Here is a 16,462-nt window from a genome sequence, read left to right as displayed (position 1 = left end):
TATAGTTAAATTGATTTAGGACTTTTAGAAGTATGGCTACTTTGCCGGAAGCCGGAGAGAGCATGGCATCAGCAGGATCAGAATACCAGTGTAAAGGTACTGCCCACGCCCTCTTCGCTCTCCACGTTTATACTTCCTTTGTGCAGGTGCATGATGTGCTTGGACAGGCTCAGACCGATGCCCGAGCCTTCTTTGTGCGAGGTGAAGAAGGGGATGAAAATATTCTCTAGCAGTTCCTCGGGTATGCCGGTGCCGTTGTCATGTACTTCAATGGTTACTTTGCTGTCCTGTTGTTTGGCTACAAGTATAATTTCAGGGGAGGGCCGCCCCTGCACGGCCCGCTGGGCGTTGGTTACCAGGTTGATGAGTACTTGCTCCAGCAGGCTCACGTCGCCGGTGACTGTTAGGTCAGTAGGCGTTACTTTACAAGTATAGCTGATGCCGTCTTCCTTCAGGCGCGGGCGCATGAGGGCATCTATACTTTTAAAAAGCTCCTGCACGTAAATGGTAGTCAGGTTCAGGTGCTGCTGCTTGTTGAGGTTGCGGTAAAACTGCGTGAAGCGCAACAGGCCCTCACTGCGCTTTTTAATGATGCCGATACCTTCTTCAGTGTCTTCCAGCAGCTCTAAATCCACGGGGGCATCCGGCTCGGAAGTATAACGCTCGCGCTCCAGGTGCAGGTGCTTGCTCAGCGTGTCGGCCAGCGAGGCAATAGGGGCCACCGAGTTCATGATCTCGTGCGTCATCACACGCAGCAGTTTTTGCCAGGCCTCGGTTTCGGTGGCATCTACGGTGGCGCTCACGTTTTTGAGCACGATAAGCAGCAGGTCGCGGTGCTGCATGGTAAAGGCCGTGGCCGACACCAGCAGCTGTGCCTGTCCGGCAGGTAGCTTCAGCTTCACAAGTATACTTTCGCCGGATTTTATACTCTGCAACGACTCGTGCAGGGCAGGGTAGCGGTTCTCCAGGCTGTTTATACTTTTAAGGTATGGCAGGCCCAGCATCTTTTTAAAAGCGTCGTTCACCCACTCCACTTCGCCGGTTTCGGCATCTACTGCGATAATTCCAGTATCTACTAGCTGCAGGATGGTTTGCATGTACTGGAACTGCGCCTCGCGCTCGATGTGCAGTTGCCGGAAGGTATCGTTGATGAGATTAAAGGCCTTGTGCAGCTCCTGCAGCGAGGAATTGCTGTGCTCGTTAAAGCGCTGGGTAAAATCGCGCTGCTTCACGGCCTCCAGGAACCTGGCCAACTCGTTGTTGCTGCGGGTTACATAGCGCGCCATCTCCCATACTTGTGCCAGCATGATAAGTACGCCTGATGTTACCTGCAGCCAGGTATACTGCGTCAGGTACTGGAGCGTGACGAACATCATGCCCAGCAAAAGTATAAACCGGACCAACAGCCCGAGCTCCAGACGCTTAGATATCATACTTGTTCAGGCGGCGGTAAAGGGCGGTGCGGGTAAGGCCAAGCTCCTTGGCAGCTTTGGAGATGTTGCCTTTGTTCTTCTCAATCACGCGGCGGATCGTTTCGCGCTCTATCTCGCTCAGCGGCATGCTCGTATCGGCGGCAAAAATAGGCATGGCCGGTGCGGCAGGCGCTGCCTCCATAGGCGAGAAATTGAAGTCCTGCGGTTGCAGCACCGGTCCTTCGGCTAGTATAATGGCACGCTCCACGGCATGCTGCAGCTCGCGCACGTTGCCGGGCCAGCTGTGCTGGTTAAGCTTTTGCAGGGTGGCAGGCGCAAACTCCGGCACCTGCTTGTGGTTTTTGCGGGCGTAGATTTCAGCAAAGTGCCTGGCCAGCAGCTCCACATCGCCGTGGCGCTGGCGCAGCGGGGGCAGCGTTATCTCCACGGTGTTGATGCGGTAGATTAAGTCTTTGCGGAACAGGTTTTTGGCGGCCAGCTCGTAAATAGGCTCGTTCGTAGCCGAGATCAGGCGGATATCCACCGGAACAGGCGTGTTAGAACCCAGCGGCGTTACCTGCCGGTTCTGCAGCACCGTGAGCAGCTTGGCCTGCATGGACGGCGAAATGTTGCCGATCTCATCCAGAAACAAGGTACCACCATTGGCGGCTTCAAAGCGGCCAGGACGGTCTTCGCGGGCGTCGGTAAAGGCGCCTTTCTTGTAGCCAAACAGCTCGCTCTCAAACAGGCTGTCGGTCAGGGAGCCCATGTCCACACTCACAAAAGGCTTAGTCGCCCGGAACGATTTCTCGTGCAGCGCCCTTGCCACCAGCTCCTTGCCTGTGCCATTCTCACCCAGTATAAGCACATTGGCCTCGGTAGGGGCAATTTTCTCTATTTTATGAAGTATGTCGTGCAGCGCCTCCGATTGGCCAAGTATAGAAGTATGGGTAACAGCGCCCGGTGCGGCAGGCTTGCCTGATTTCTTGCCGCTTTTGGCCTGCAGGGCGTTGTGCAGCGTTTCCAGCAGCTTGTCGTTGTGCCAGGGCTTTACAATAAAATCGTAGGCACCCTGCTTCAGCGACTTTACCGCCAGCTCCACATCGCCATAGGCCGTGATGAGTATAACCGTGGCATCCTTGTCCTTCTCCAGAATCTGCCGCAGCCAGAAGATGCCTTCGTTGCCCGTGTTCAGAGCGCTCTTGAAGTTCATGTCCAGGAAAATGACGTCGAACTTTTGCTTCGAGAGCAGGCTGAGCAGGTTGTCCGGGTTCTTTTCGGTCACAACTTCTTTCACTTCTGTTTTGAGCAGCATCTTCAGCGCAAAAAGCACGTCGCTTTCGTCGTCAACTACTAAAACGCTACCGGTTTTTCCTGTGGCCATAGGTATTCTCGCTTATTGAAGGATCGAATATAAGTATTCTATTCAAATAATAATAAAGGAGGCGGAGATGGGACTTTTCAGGCACGTATGGCTATGTTTATACTTGTAGCGGAAGCGCACAGGTGTAGCAGGCAAAGGTGTATCGAAAGCGTACACTTTGTTATACTTTGTGTTGTGTAAATGGTTGATTATTAACGTTTTTATACTTTGGCATTTTAATTTCTTAGCACTTTGCTGTACCTCGTAGCAATTGCCCTGAAAAAATATCGCAGCCATACGTTTATACCGCCACAAAGCCTAAAACTATGATCCAGAACTATCTTAAAATAGCCTACCGCAACCTGATGCGCCACAAGGTCTTTTCGCTCATCAACATCTCCGGCCTGGCGCTGGGCATGACCTGTAGCATACTTATACTTTTGTGGGTGAAGGACGAGCTGAGCGTCGATCGTTTTCATGCAGACCTGGACAACCTGTACCGGGTGATGGAGACGCAGAAGTACCCCGGTTCGGATAACTTCACGACAGAAGCCACGCCAGCGCTACTGGCCGAGGCCCTGGAAGCGGAAATGCCCGAGGTAAAACATGCCGTGCGCAGCACCACATGGCCCTGGCAGCAGCTCTTCGCCTACGGCGACAAATCCCTGAAGGTGAACGGCCGCTACACCGATCCGGAGTTTTTCGAGGTGTTCACCTTCCCGCTCTTGCACGGCGATGCCAAATCGGTACTCGCGCAGCCACGCTCCGTGGTGATTTCCGAAACGGTGGCCAGGCAGTTCTTCAACTCCCCAGAAGAGGCGATGGGCAAGCTGTTCAGGATAAACGAATCCCAAAGCTATAAAGTGACCGGGGTGATGCAGGACGTGCCGAAAAACTCCACCATGCAGTTCGATTACGTGATGCCGGTGGAGGATTGGATCAACAGCCCCGGAAACGAGTGGCTGCAGGAGTGGGGAAACAACGCGCTGCGCACTTTTCTGCAGCTGCAACCGGGCACCGACATCGCGGCTTTCAATGAAAAGGTGAAGCCCTTCATCCAAAAGTATGATAAGGAGTCAACCACGGAGGTGTTTGTGCAGCCTGTGGCCGACATGTACCTGTACAACGACTTCCGGGAGGGCAAACAGGGCTTTATCGAGCGGGTGCGCCTGTTTTCTGTCGTGGCAGTGTTCATCCTTGTTATTGCCTGCATCAACTTCATGAACCTGGCCACGGCGCGCTCTTCCAAGCGCGCCAAAGAGGTGGGCGTGCGCAAGGCCATCGGGGCCAGCAAGGGCTCGCTGGTGCGGCAGTTTATGGTGGAGTCGGTGCTGATGGCGTTTCTGGCGCTGTTCGTGGCCGTCAACCTGGCCGGTATCCTGCTGCCCGACTTCAACGACCTGACGGGCAAGTACATCTCCCTCGATTTCACGGACCCTTCGCTGGTGCTGTTGCTGCTGGGAGTAGCCCTGCTGACGGGTGTCCTTTCAGGCAGCTACCCGGCTTTCTTCCTCTCCTCCTTCGATCCGGCCAAAGTGCTGAAGGGCACCGTGAAGGTGGGCAGCCGGGTAGCAGGAGTCCGGGAGGGACTGGTGGTGTTCCAGTTTATACTTTCGGCCCTGCTCATCATCAGCACCCTGGTAGCCTACCTGCAGCTTAACTACATCCGCACTAAAAACATCGGCCTGGACCGCGAAAACCTGGTATACGTGCCGCTGGAGGGCGCCCTGCGCGACCGTTACGACGTGGTGAAGCGTGAGCTGCAGAACACGCCGGGGGTGCTGAATGTCACGGCCAGCGACCAGCCTCCTATCTCGGTGGGCAACTCTACCGGAGGCATCGAGTGGAAAGGAAAAGACCCGAATACGAACGTTTTGTTCAGCGTGATGTCGGTGGACTATGACTTTATAGAAACCATGGACGTGAAGCTACTCGAGGGCCGCACGTTCTCCAGGGAGTTTGGAACAGATACCGCGTCCTTTATCATCAATAAAGAGGCGGCCCGCCTGATGCAGATGCAGGACCCCGTGGGCCAGTGGCTGAAGTGGAGCATTGAGGGGCGCGTGATCGGCGTGATTGACAACTTCCATACTACGTCGATGCACATCCCGGCGCAGCCGCTTATCCTGCGCCTGCATCCTGATTTCGATAACCTGCTGTTTGCGCGCCTGGAGGCCGGGCAAACCAAGCAGGCCCTGGCGGCCATCGAGCAGATTGTGAAACGACATAACCCGGCCTATCCCTTCGAGTACCACTTCCTTGACGAGGATTTTGAGAAGATGTACAAGGCGGAAGCCATCATGGGCCAGCTGACGAAGTATTTTGCGGGTATCGCCATCTTCATTTCCTGCCTTGGTTTGTTTGGCTTGGCCCTGTTTACGGCAGAGCAGCGCACCAAGGAGATTGGCGTGCGCAAGGTGCTGGGCGCCTCCGTGGCAAGCATCGTGTACCTGCTTTCCAAGGATTTTCTGAAGCTGGTGCTGATCGCTAACCTGATCGCGCTGCCGCTGGGCTGGTACTTCATGACCAATTGGCTCAACGACTACGCCGACCGCATGGAGCTAAGCTGGTGGATCTTTGCCGTGGCCTTTATCGCGACTGTCATCATCGCCATTGTTACCCTGAGCTTCCATGCCATTAAAACGGCGGTGGCCAACCCGGTAAACTCACTCCGGACAGAGTAGGGTAAAGTATAGATGGAAGTATAAAACCTAAGTTCCGAACAACCCACTCCACCCCCTTTCTTGAAGCAGGGTCGTTTGAACCTCACTATTTGTCATCCTGAAAGGATCTTGGTAGCAAGTCGCAGAGGCTTAACCTCCCTTCCACCAAGATCCTTTCAGGATGACAAATAGTTTAAAGGCATAGTGAGTAAGATGAACCCATCCTGCCTACCTGGGGAGCTTTACTCCTTCACCAAAGTATAAATCAAAGTATAAAGTATAGATTTTAACCCGAAGAAGCGCCCGCCCTGCAAGCTACCCAGCCTGCAGGGCGGGCGCTTCTTTTAAAGGCAGCCTCAAGGGCATTTAAAAAATGATTTCAGGAAAGTATGGATGTGTTACGGAAGCGCACAGGTGTAACAGGCAGGGGTGTATCGGAAGCGAACAGTATAAAATTGGATGCGTGGTTAGGTTGCTTAAAATCAGTGTTTTACATTTTTGGCATCCAAATTTCTTATAGTGTTTATGCCGGCGGGCAGTTAAATGACAAAGTATAAAGCCGCAGCCGGAAACAGCGTCTGAACCATACATACACAAGATAAAACTATCATTCACCAATCACTAAGTACAAAATAAAACTATGAAAAAGTCATTCACATTTCTGCTCCTGATGCTGGTACTACTGGCGCCATCCTTCGCACAGAAAATCCATATGGGGCTGCCCGTGGTAAAGGCAACCGCCGCCGTAGCGGACTACAGAGTGGGCAAAGAGCTGATTAAAGGGAACTGGAACATCATGCCCCAGATTTCGCCAGACGTGCTGAAAGTGGCGGTGCACAAAGGCAAAGAGGACGTTACTTTCTACACCAACACCGACTCCATCAGCTTTAAAGTACAGGCCGGTAAATCGTACCGCTTTTACGTGAACCTGAACGACACCGCTTATGCCTTAACAGAGCTGCAGGGTTTTGGCTTTGAGGCGGTGGAGTTTAACAAGAAGCAGCCCGTGCCGGCTTATACGTTCGTGTATGAGCAAAACCGCAACAACGCCTACTTGCAGGAGCTGCGCACCAAGTATAACCTGGATGCTATCGTGGCAGGCGCTGCCAACGATACCGAGAAAGCGCTGCGCATGGTAAACTGGGTGCACAAGCAGTGGCAGCACAACGGCATGAACGAGCCCAGCAACCCGGATGCGCTGACCATACTGGCTGAGGTGAAAGAAGGCAAACAGTTCCGCTGCGTAGAGTATGGCATCGTCACCACCGCCTGCCTAAACGCCATCGGTTTGCCCGCCCGCACCATGGGCCTGAAGATGAAGGACGTGGAAACAGTGGAGTTCGGCGCCGGCCACGTGCTGCTGGAAGTATACCTGCCGGATTTGCAGAAGTGGGTGATGCTGGACGGCCAGTTCGACGTGATGCCGGTGCTCAACAACGTGCCCCTGAACGCCGTGGAGTTTCAGCAGGCCATTGCGAAAGATTATGCCAAGCTGGAAATCAGAAGCCTCTCCGGAACAAGCAAAATGCAGTACGTGAACTGGGTGTACCCTTACCTGTACTACTTCGACGTGAAGTTTGATAACCGCGAGGGTGTGGCCTTTGAGCGGGAAACCATCGATGGCAAAAGCTCGCTGATGCTCGTGCCGGTGGGAGCCAAGGTGCCGGAAGTGTTCCAGCGCAAGTATAAACTGGACCGCTACAAGTATACCAACTCGCTCACAGACCTGTACCAGGCACCTGTGCTACCAGCTGCCACAACCACGGCATCGAGGTAAGTATAAAAGTATAAACCTGAAACTTTTTGGCTGCTGCTTTGCGTTAATTATTCGCTGGCAGCAGCCAAAAAGCCATAAATAATCGTTATGTTTGTGGCATACTTCTTGAAGTATAAATGCCAAGAATTCGTTCTTTAACTTAATGGGGATGACTGGAATTGACAGCTTGAGCAAATTGCGTGTAAGCATGTCGGGTGATGAACGTACCACCTGTCAAAAATCCGTTCGAACAATAACTGGCGAATCTAATTACGCCATGGCTGCTTAATCTAGGTATTAAGCACTAGCCATAGTCTCGTGCAGGTTTCGTGAATCTGCCTGCATATATGAGGCTTCGATCCGATTTACTAGTCTGTGTAAAGGTGTGGTGCACAGGCGAAACTAAAGCACCTAAGGAGTGCGCATAAGTTTGGTTTATACTTGCAAGCTCCCGACAATCCGAATAAACCTAAGCATGTAGAAGGCACGACGGTTTCCTTGTCTGGACCAGGGTTCGAATCCCTGCATCTCCACTTATCATCAAAAAGGCCTTGCAAGTTTTATACTTGCAAGGCCTTTTTCGTTTCTGGTTATCTAGTTTAAGATGATCTATTATCCTGAGGAAACACTATTAAGACACTTCTCGCGGTGTTGGCTCTTCGCGGGTGATGGGCACTTCCGTAAGTTCGTTCTTTGCCCCCATCCTGTTCAGGAACAGGTATCCTGATAAACCGGCAACAACGGATGCTACGAGAATAGCAAACTTGGCCTGCGTTTGAAAGTCAGGGTCGCTGAAAGAAAGCAGGGCGATAAAGATAGACATGGTAAAGCCAATGCCTGCCAATAAGCCTAAGCCTACGAACTGTAACCATTTGGTGCCTGCAGGCAGCGAGCTAATCCCCAGCTTTACTGATAGCCATGAGAAGAAGACAATGCCGATGGGCTTGCCTACTAAAAGGCCAAAGATGATACCCATGCCCAGCGTGTTGGTTAGGCCATCCAGCATGCTCGCCTCAAATGCGATATTGGTGTTGGCCAAGGCAAAAATAGGCATGATCAGGAAGTTCACAGGCTTGGTCAAGGCATGCTCCAGTCTCTCCAGCGGAGACTCCCTTTCGTCAGGCGTAGTAGGAAGGGTTAGTGCAGTCAGCACGCCTGCAATGGTGGCGTGTATGCCTGAATGGTGGATAAAGTACCATATCACGACGCCTGGTAGCAGGTAAAGCCACACGTTCTTAACTCCCATCCGGTTAAAGACGATTAGCAAAGCAAATACCCCTGCTGCATACAACAGGTAGTTCAGGTGCATTTCGTTCGTGTAGAACACGGCAATAACCACAATAGCGCCTAAGTCATCGACGATGGCCAGTGCCGTTAAGAATACCTTTAAAGAGAGCGGCACCCGTTTGCCCAATAGTGTAATTACGGCAATGGCAAAGGCAATATCGGTTGCCATGGGGATACCCCAGCCACCCGCAGTAGCTGTGCCTTGATTAAATAAGGCATAAACAGCAGCTGGAACCAACATCCCGCCAATAGCGGCAAATACAGGCAAAGCGGCTTGCTTAAAAGAAGACAGTTCTCCTTCTACCAGTTCCCTTTTAATTTCCAGTCCTACCAGCAGGAAAAATATAGCCATTAAGCCGTCGTTAATCCATAACAGCACCGGGTATCTTAGTTGCAGCGCTTCTGACTCATACCCTATTTGATGCGCCAAGAGGCGTTCGAAGCCTGGGCCAAGAGGGGAGTTTGCAATGAGTAAAGATAGTACAACACAGGCCATTAGGATGAAGCCGCCTGCTGAGCCGGATTTTAAAAAATCCCTGAAAGGAGTGAGGTTAATTCTTTGTAGCATGCCTAAAAATAAAGAATTTGGTTTTAAGATACTAGAACTGGATGGATTTCCTGTGTAGGAACAAGTAATCACTTAGTTGGTTTTACTCGTAATAGTTTAATTTCTATATTGAAGCCTCGGGGTTGATTTACATATACTTAGGGCGCACGATTACTGTTGTTGGAGATATCAATTAGATGGAAAGTAAACGATAGCGGCAGGCGAATCTCTAGGAGGGGGTGAGTAAAGTAAACAGGCTTTCGGACATTGGGCCTGTGTTTGTCAAATAAGCCGTAAAAGCGCATGCGTATTCCATCAAACTTCATTCTTCCGGCCATACTTTTCCTTGCTCTGTCTTGTCCTGCCCTGGCTCAGGAGGAAGGCAAGGCAGCGCTGGCAGATAGCCTCATAGAGTACGGACCTGTTATCATCCCTTTTGAGAGTGAAGAAAAGGCCCTGACCTTTGACCCTTTGTCTTCTGCGATGGTGGAGGAAGTAAGGTGGGAGAGGAGTATTCAGCGGCTGGCCAGCACCTCTGGTGAAAAAGCCCCTGCTTCCGTTTTTTCCAGTTCCCTGACATTTCCACCCCGGTGGGACGGATTGGAGAAGTTCCTGGTGGTGCGCACCCCTAAAATAGCCTTTACCTTGGAAATCAACGGGCGCCGCACCCGGCTGGACGCGGCCGGTGTCGACGTGAAAATCCACCTGGGGCCGCTGCTGACGGATGAAGATGACTCACTGCGGCTGCGGGTTTGGGGCGACAAGGCTGCCGGTGAGGCAAGCGAGCTGGCCTCCGGGTTTTTGATAGTAGCCGCGCCGAGCTTCCATGTAGTGGAGACGCAGGTCAGGACCCTCATGCGCTACCCCAATTACTACAGAAGCCTTACCTGGGTCTATCTCTTCAGGCTGAGAAACTACTCCACGCAGCCCTTCAACACCTCTCACTACGCCTCCGAAGAGAAGGTAATGAGTATGGAAGGCGAGTTGAAGGAGGATTATGTCCATCACCGCACGGGCAGCATCAGCCAAATTATTCCCAAAGGGAAGACCCACCTGTTCTTTTACACCGATCACCCGGAAGTCATAGCAGGCAAGTGGAATGCGGAAACGCCCTACCTGTACCTGGTTACGAATACTATCTCCTCCAGCAGGTTCAAATTCTCGCAGGTCTTGGCTGAGCGGGTGGGGGTGCGCACCACGAAGGTGCAGGACCGGCAGCTACAAGTAAACGGCGTGACCGCCCGGTTCAAACCCGTTAGCTATACCCACCCGGCGCTCCACGAGGCCGCACCCAGTGCGGAGCAGCTGGAGGGGTTTGTCCGGAAGCTGAAGCAGCACCATGTCAACACGGTTTTCGTTTCCGGCATCCCCGCCAGTCTGGAACTCTACCACCTGGCCGATAAGTATGGGCTCTACATCATCCAGCACCTGGCCCCGGAGGAGGGAAAGGAATCAGGTTTACAACTTAGGCTTCCTATGGCCACTATCCTGAAGCTCCGGAACCGCCCCTCTGTCATTGCCTGGTCCGCGGAGAAAGCCCACCTGGACCTCCTCTCCGATAGCCTCACCCGCCTGGACCCCGACCGTCCGCTCCTCGCGCTGACAAACGCCGATGCCATCACCAACCTGCCTCTCGCGTCCATTGATTTCACCAAGCTTTCAGCGGAACAGCGAGCAGAGCTTAAAAAGGCGAATCAGTCCTTCAGGATGGAGCTGACAAACGATAAGGGTATGAGCATCAGCAACCTTTATGATTTTGCCGCTGCTCCTCAAGTAAAGTTGCAATGGGAGCTGCTGGCGGGAGAGCAGGTCGTGGACAGGGGGGAGGTAACAGGCATTAGCCTGGGGCCGCGCCAGACCCAACGCTTGAGCCTGCCGCTCGGCCACGCGCAAAAAGGAGCTGGCAGGAGCCTGAGGGTAAGGGTCGTGCTGGAGGAAGACCTGCCCTGGGCTGAAAGAGGTTTTGAACTTGCCTGGGAACACTTTAGCCTGTAGTACCTGAGTTTCTGCAGAGCTACTGTGTGCGTGACTTTGAGGAGTATCTCTTTGATCTTGAGTGCAACAAGCCCTTTTCTCCTCTTATCCCTGCCGCCTCTCTAAAGCCTACTTTTCCTCTGGCAGAAAATGTAATCCTGATCCGCATTCTAACCATTACAAAGTATAGTATCATCAAAGTATAAAACCTTGGCTTAAGCAGCAGAAGGATGGTTGTGTCTGTACTCTCAGAAATCAATTAAATCTTATTTTTAAGTGCAATAGACTTTTCTTGTAATATTTTAATCTCTATATTGAAAGGCTCAAAAGTCACTTTACAGCTACCTGTAGCACAACTGGAATTGTGCAGAAAACTAATCAACATAAGAGAAGACCAACCCACACGACGCTTCCCTAACACTATTCCACGCTATTGGCAAAAAACTAAGATTAGTTTTCCTGCCTAAGCAGCGGCAAAGAATTTCTTACCTCCGGAGTGCTGCAGCCTGTTAGGGCCAGACAGCTATTGGTTTCGGATTTTACGCTTACTGTTTGTTTTTACGTGGCTCCTGGCAGCCATATCACTATAAATTAGAAGTTGTATAAAATCTTCATGTTTCATGAAACCAGACAAAGAGAACCCAAGACGAGACTTTATTAAGAAGTCTGCGATGGCTTTCGCCGCTTTTACCATTGTGCCCCGGTTTGTGCTAGGCGGAAAGGGCTATGTAGCCCCAAGCGACCAGCTCACCAAAGGCGTGATTGGGGTGGGAGCTATGGGGCGTAACCACTTCCCTTATGCCGACACGAGAGTAGTAGCGGTATGCGATGTAGACCGGAACCACCTGAAGAAAGCGGTGGACATGTTGGGCAAGGGCGTTAAAACGTTTACCGATTACCGGGAGATGATCCAGATGCCGGAGGTGGATATTGTGCACATCGCCACCCCGCCGCACTGGCACGGCATTATGGCCGCGGATGCGGCCCGCGCCGGAAAGGACATCTGGTGCGAAAAGCCGATGACCCGGACCATAGGAGAGGGCAAGCGCGTGGTAGAGGCTGTGCAGCAGCATGGGCGCATCTTCCGCCTCAACACCTGGTTCCGCTTCGATGATATCTTCTACGGCATGGGGACTACGGTAAAGCCTATCAAGAAACTGGTGGATAGCGGTTTGCTGGGCTGGCCCCTGAAAGTGACCGTAGGACGCGGTACCGGCTACGACTGGAAATTCTACTGGGTAGGCAAAACCAACTTGGACCCAACGCCGGTACCACAGGAACTGGACTACAACATGTGGCTGGGCCCTGCTCCTTATAAGCCTTACAATCCGCACCGTGTGCATGGCACCTTCCGCGGCTACTGGGACTACGATGGCGGCGGCCTCGGCGACATGGGCCAACACTATCTGGACCCTATCCAGTACTTCCTGGGCAAAGACAACACCAGCCCGGTTTCCGTGGAGATTGATGCGCCGCAGCAACACGCAGATGCTGTAGGTACCTGGCGCAGGATAACTTATACTTATGAAGATGGATGCCAAATCATCCTGGACGGTGAGGGCAAGGAAGAAAACATCCCTTACATCGAGGGGCCGAAAGGCAAGCTCTACCCGGGCTTCCGTTCCGACATTCCTGACCTTAGAAGGAAACTAGCCGCTTTCCCTGATCCGGAGCCGCAGGTAACAGACTTTGTGCAGGCTGTGAAGAACCGCCAGAAGTTTGCCCTGAACGAGGAAAACGGCCACCGCTCCTGCACGCTGGTAAACATGGGCCTGGCTGCCCTGCGCCTGGGGCGCAACCTCAAGTTCGACCCCGTGAAGCAGGAGTTCATCAACGACGAAGGCGCCAACCGCCTGGTTTACCAACCGATGCGTTCGGACTGGACACTGGTGTAACAGCTTGGCTAAGAATTAAAAAGCATTCTTTTATAGGTTAGAATTATACTTTGCTAACAACATGAGAAAAATATCATTCGTGCTCCTGGCCTTGCTTATGCTAAGCACTGCCGTGATGGGGCAACGCAAAAATGACCAGCGAACCCTCTCCACGAAGATCGCTGACTTACTGGCAGAACTGCCGGCCCGGGACGAAAAGCACCTGGAGGCAAGTATGACGGGAATTGCTGCCATGGGCGAGGAGGGAATCCTGCAAATGGCCAGCATGCTGTCGGAGCCCGGCAAGGGCGACAATACAAGTATAGAGTATGCGCTAGGCGGCTTCTCTTCCTACGTAATGGAGGCGGAGCGGGAGGATTGGCGAAAAATGAGTGCCAACGCCTATTGCAAAGCCCTTCAGAGCGCCGGGCATGAGGAGAACAAAGCCTTTTTGATCAGGCAGCTGCAAATGGTCGGCGACGATCAGGCCGTTGCGTGTCTGCAGGGGTACCTGGGCGATGGCCGCCTTTGCGGCCCTGCCGCCAGAGCCCTGACAAGTATAAACACTCCTGCCGCCAGCCAGGCGCTGCTGCAGGCCCTGCAAAGCTCAAAGGGAGATTGCCAGTTGGCTTTGGTTGGGGCATTGGGTGATACCCGCCATGCAGCAGCTGTGCCGGCCTTAACTTCTCTGGCCAACAGCCAGGACGAGAAACTGCGCAAGCTGTCCCTCTTTGCCCTGGCCAACATCGCGGATCCGGCCTCCGAGGCTGCCCTGGCTAAGGCCGCGGAAGCAGATAACTACAAGTTTGACAAAGACAACGCTGTTGCCGCCTACCTGCTGTATGCCAACCGCCTTACCGAGAAGGGACAAACGGATGTAGCTGCACGCCTGGCCCAGTCGATGCTGAGCAAAACCACTGCAGATGAGCAGGTGCACACGCGCACGGCAGCCCTGAAACTTTTGAGCGACGCGCAGAAAGAGCAAAGTATGCCGCTTCTGGTAAACGCCGCCGGTGACCCCAACAAAGAGTACCGCGCCGCTGCCCTGAAGTTTGCCGGCCCTTACGTAACAGCAGAAAACACCTCACTGTGGGTAAACAAGCAGAAGAAAGCCGATCCAGCGATACAGGCAGAAATCATCACCATGCTGGGCAACAACGGTGCGAAAGGCGCCTTGCCAGCAGTAGAAAAAGCCTTGAAGAGCAAAGATGCCCAGGTAAGAATCGCTGCCATCGGAGCTGCGGGTAAGCTGGGCCAGCAAGAGGCGCTGCCATCCCTGCTGAAAGCCATGCGCAAAGGTGGTGAGCAAGAAGCCATCGCCGTTAGAAACGCTCTCCTGATCATGAAAGGAGATGGGATGACAGATAAAGTAGCACAGGCCTTGCCAAAAATGCCAGCGGTAGCGCAGGCAGAACTGTTAGCAGTATTAGGCGCCCGCGGTGAAAGCAGAAGGTTCCAGGAGGTGCTTCCTTATGCCAAGCACAACAATACGGCCGTACGCAAGGCTGCCCTGGAGGCACTTGCCAACATCGCAAGCAAAGACAACCTGCCGCAGCTGTTCACCCTGCTGAACGAAACCTCTCAGCCGGAAGAGCTTGCAGCGGTGCAAAAGGCCGTTGTAGCCGCCGTAGGCGACTATGAAAACCAGGCGGAGAAGGCAGAACTGGTACTGCAAAAGATGAATGAGGCGCCGGCAGAAAAGCGGACGGCTTACTTTAACATCCTGGCAAGTATAGGAGGAGACCAGGCGCTTCAGGCGGTGGCCCAGGCCTTCCAGAATGGTGATGCCACTACAAAAACAGCTGCTTTGGCAGCACTCTCACAGTGGTCGGATGTAAGTGCGGCAGAGGAGCTGTACAATATCTGCGCAGGTGCTAACAATGCTACCTACCTGGACCAGGCACTGAAAGGCTATATCCGTGCCGTGAGCATTGCGAAATATCCTGCCGACCAAAAAGTGTTGATGCTTCGCAAGGCCATGGAGGTGGCTAAAACCACAGAGCAGAAGCAGCTGATCCTCACGCAAGTAGGCAGAAATAGAACCTTCCCGGCGCTGGTGTTTGCAGGCAAGTACCTGGATGATACCGCTTTGCAGCAACAGGCCGCCCATGCCGTGATGAACATCGCTTTGTCCAGCACTGATTTCCAGGGCAACGTGGTGCGGGAGTACCTGAACAAAACCATCCAGGTGCTGCAGGGGCCGGACAGCGAGTACCAGAAAGAGTCGATGCGCAAGTTCCTGGCAGAGATGCCACAAGGCGAGGGCTTCGTGGCGATGTTTAACGGCAAAGACCTGACCGGCTGGAAAGGTCTGGTAGAGAACCCTATCGCGCGCGCCAAAATGGACAAGAAGACGCTGGCTCAAAAGCAGCAGCAGGCCGATGAGCAGATGCGCAAAAGCTGGGTGGTGGAGAACGGCGAACTGATCTTCACAGGCAAAGGCGATAACATTGCTTCTGTGAAGAAGTACAGCGACATCGAAATGTTCGTGGACTGGAAGATCTTCGACGACGGCCACAAGGAGGGCGATGCCGGTATTTACCTGAGAGGTACGCCGCAGGTACAGATCTGGGACACTTCCCGCGTAGACGTGGGCGCACAGGTAGGTTCAGGCGGCCTGTACAACAACAAAGTACATCCGAGCAAGCCACTCAAGGTAGCCGACAACCCGCTTGGCGAGTGGAACAACTTCCGTATCCTGATGCAAGGTGACCGGGTGACGGTATACCTGAACGGAGAACTGGTAACGGACAATGTGATACTGGAGAACTTCTGGAATCGCGACCTGCCAATTTTCCCTGAGGAGCAGATAGAACTGCAGGCACACGGCTCCAGGATAGCGTACCGCGATATTTACATCCGCGAAATTCCACGCCCTAAGCCATTTGAGCTGAGTGCGGCAGAGAAGAAAGAAGGTTTCAAGGTGCTGTTCGACGGTACCAACATGCACAACTGGCAGGGTAACACCACCGACTACGTGATAGAAGATGGGGTGATGGTGGTGCACAAGCCCAAGTTCGGAAACGGCGGCAACCTGTTCACGAAGGAAGAGTACAGCGACTTTGTTTTCCGTTTCGAGTTTAAGCTTACGCCTGGAGCCAATAACGGGCTGGGCGTGCGTGCCCCGCTTGAGGGGGATGCCGCCTATGAAGGAATGGAACTGCAGATTCTGGACAACGACGCCGACATCTACAGAGACCTGGACGATCACCAGTACCATGGTTCTGTGTACGGGGTGCTTACCGCGAAGCGGGGCGCTTTGAAGCCGGTAGGAGAGTGGAACTACCAGGAAGTGATCGTGAAAGGGCCAAAGGTGAAGGTAATCCTGAATGGCACGACCATCCTGGACGGCGACATTGCGCAGGCAAGCAAGAACGGTACACTGGATGGAAAAGACCATCCGGGGCTGAAAAGAACCAAAGGCCACATCGGCTTCCTGGGCCACGGCTCTACAGTTTGGTTCCGCAACATCCGCATCAAAGACTTGAGCAAAGACCAGAAAGCGCTATAAGTTTCTTTCTGTAATGTATACCCTGAAGGCCGGCATCTACCGGCCTTCAGTTGTTCAAAGGTTTAACATTATTTA

8 protein-coding genes and 1 other RNA gene are annotated in these 16,462 nt (G+C 53.1%); 6 read left to right on the top strand and 3 right to left on the bottom strand.

Translation table 11 applies throughout. The annotated features are described in order from the left end of the window. Positions 1-77 precede the first annotated feature (77 nt). Together BM040_RS08590 and BM040_RS08585 are read right to left on the bottom strand one after the other, a co-directional pair. Positions 78-1,433 (bottom strand): sensor histidine kinase, encoded by a 1,356-nt coding sequence (locus BM040_RS08590; protein WP_092100084.1) that lies wholly within the window; start codon positions 1,431-1,433, stop codon positions 78-80. Then, a complete protein-coding gene (locus BM040_RS08585; RefSeq protein WP_092100083.1) occupies positions 1,423-2,796 on the bottom strand; it encodes a sigma-54-dependent transcriptional regulator in 1,374 nt (457 codons plus the stop codon). Before BM040_RS08585 ends, BM040_RS08590 begins: the two co-directional genes overlap by 11 nt. 305 nt (positions 2,797-3,101) lie before the next feature. Between BM040_RS08585 and BM040_RS08575 the strand changes: the two genes are divergently transcribed. The 3 genes from BM040_RS08575 to ssrA all read left to right on the top strand — a co-directional run bounded on the left by BM040_RS08575 (position 3,102) and on the right by ssrA (position 7,730). After that, complete coding sequence (locus BM040_RS08575) at positions 3,102-5,459, top strand: ABC transporter permease (protein ID WP_092100081.1); 2,358 nt, start codon at positions 3,102-3,104, stop codon at positions 5,457-5,459. Positions 5,460-6,078: 619 nt separating this feature from the next. Then, positions 6,079-7,215: a transglutaminase-like domain-containing protein gene (locus BM040_RS08570; protein ID WP_092100080.1), complete on the top strand. Its 1,137-nt coding sequence runs from the start codon at positions 6,079-6,081 to the stop codon at positions 7,213-7,215. A 144-nt stretch (positions 7,216-7,359) separates the two neighbouring features. Further along, positions 7,360-7,730, top strand: a transfer-messenger RNA (tmRNA) gene (gene ssrA, locus BM040_RS08565). Between the two features lie 95 nt (positions 7,731-7,825). On the opposite strand, the gene nhaA is transcribed toward ssrA, so the two are convergent. Next, entirely contained in the window at positions 7,826-9,049 is a 1,224-nt protein-coding gene (nhaA, locus tag BM040_RS08560) for a Na+/H+ antiporter NhaA (RefSeq protein ID WP_092100079.1), read from the bottom strand. A gap of 282 nt (positions 9,050-9,331) precedes the next feature. On the opposite strand from nhaA, the gene BM040_RS08555 reads away from it, so the two are divergent. The 3 genes from BM040_RS08555 (at position 9,332) to BM040_RS08545 (ending at position 16,387) form a co-directional block, all read left to right on the top strand. Next, on the top strand, positions 9,332-11,023 hold the full coding sequence (locus BM040_RS08555) for a beta-galactosidase domain 4-containing protein (RefSeq protein ID WP_092100078.1): 1,692 nt from the start codon (positions 9,332-9,334) through the stop codon (positions 11,021-11,023). A 599-nt stretch (positions 11,024-11,622) separates the two neighbouring features. Further along, the gene (locus BM040_RS08550; protein ID WP_092100077.1) at positions 11,623-12,897 is read left to right on the top strand and encodes a Gfo/Idh/MocA family oxidoreductase; all 1,275 of its coding nucleotides are present in this window, start codon (positions 11,623-11,625) and stop codon (positions 12,895-12,897) included. A gap of 61 nt (positions 12,898-12,958) precedes the next feature. Further along, positions 12,959-16,387 (top strand): 3-keto-alpha-glucoside-1,2-lyase-like domain-containing protein, encoded by a 3,429-nt coding sequence (locus BM040_RS08545; RefSeq protein WP_092100076.1) that lies wholly within the window; start codon positions 12,959-12,961, stop codon positions 16,385-16,387. Positions 16,388-16,462: the final 75 nt, after the last annotated feature.

It is taken from the genome of Pontibacter chinhatensis (assembly GCF_900113285.1).
GTDB lineage: Bacteria > Bacteroidota > Bacteroidia > Cytophagales > Hymenobacteraceae > Pontibacter > Pontibacter chinhatensis.
The sequence above is the reverse complement of the archived record's forward strand: the minus strand, read 5'-3'. Positions and strand labels throughout refer to the sequence as shown.

Excerpts from the sequence above, each read along its gene's own strand:
- BM040_RS08545 (WP_092100076.1), top strand. The coding sequence starts at position 12,959 with ATGAGAAAAATATCATTCGTGCTCCTGGCCTTGCTTATGCTAAGCACT.
- BM040_RS08590 (WP_092100084.1), bottom strand. The coding sequence starts at position 1,433 with ATGATATCTAAGCGTCTGGAGCTCGGGCTGTTGGTCCGGTTTATACTT.
- BM040_RS08570 (WP_092100080.1), top strand. The coding sequence starts at position 6,079 with ATGAAAAAGTCATTCACATTTCTGCTCCTGATGCTGGTACTACTGGCG.
- BM040_RS08575 (WP_092100081.1), top strand. The coding sequence starts at position 3,102 with ATGATCCAGAACTATCTTAAAATAGCCTACCGCAACCTGATGCGCCAC.
- BM040_RS08550 (WP_092100077.1), top strand. The coding sequence starts at position 11,623 with ATGAAACCAGACAAAGAGAACCCAAGACGAGACTTTATTAAGAAGTCT.
- BM040_RS08555 (WP_092100078.1), top strand. The coding sequence starts at position 9,332 with ATGCGTATTCCATCAAACTTCATTCTTCCGGCCATACTTTTCCTTGCT.
- nhaA (WP_092100079.1), bottom strand. The coding sequence starts at position 9,049 with ATGCTACAAAGAATTAACCTCACTCCTTTCAGGGATTTTTTAAAATCC.
- BM040_RS08585 (WP_092100083.1), bottom strand. The coding sequence starts at position 2,796 with ATGGCCACAGGAAAAACCGGTAGCGTTTTAGTAGTTGACGACGAAAGC.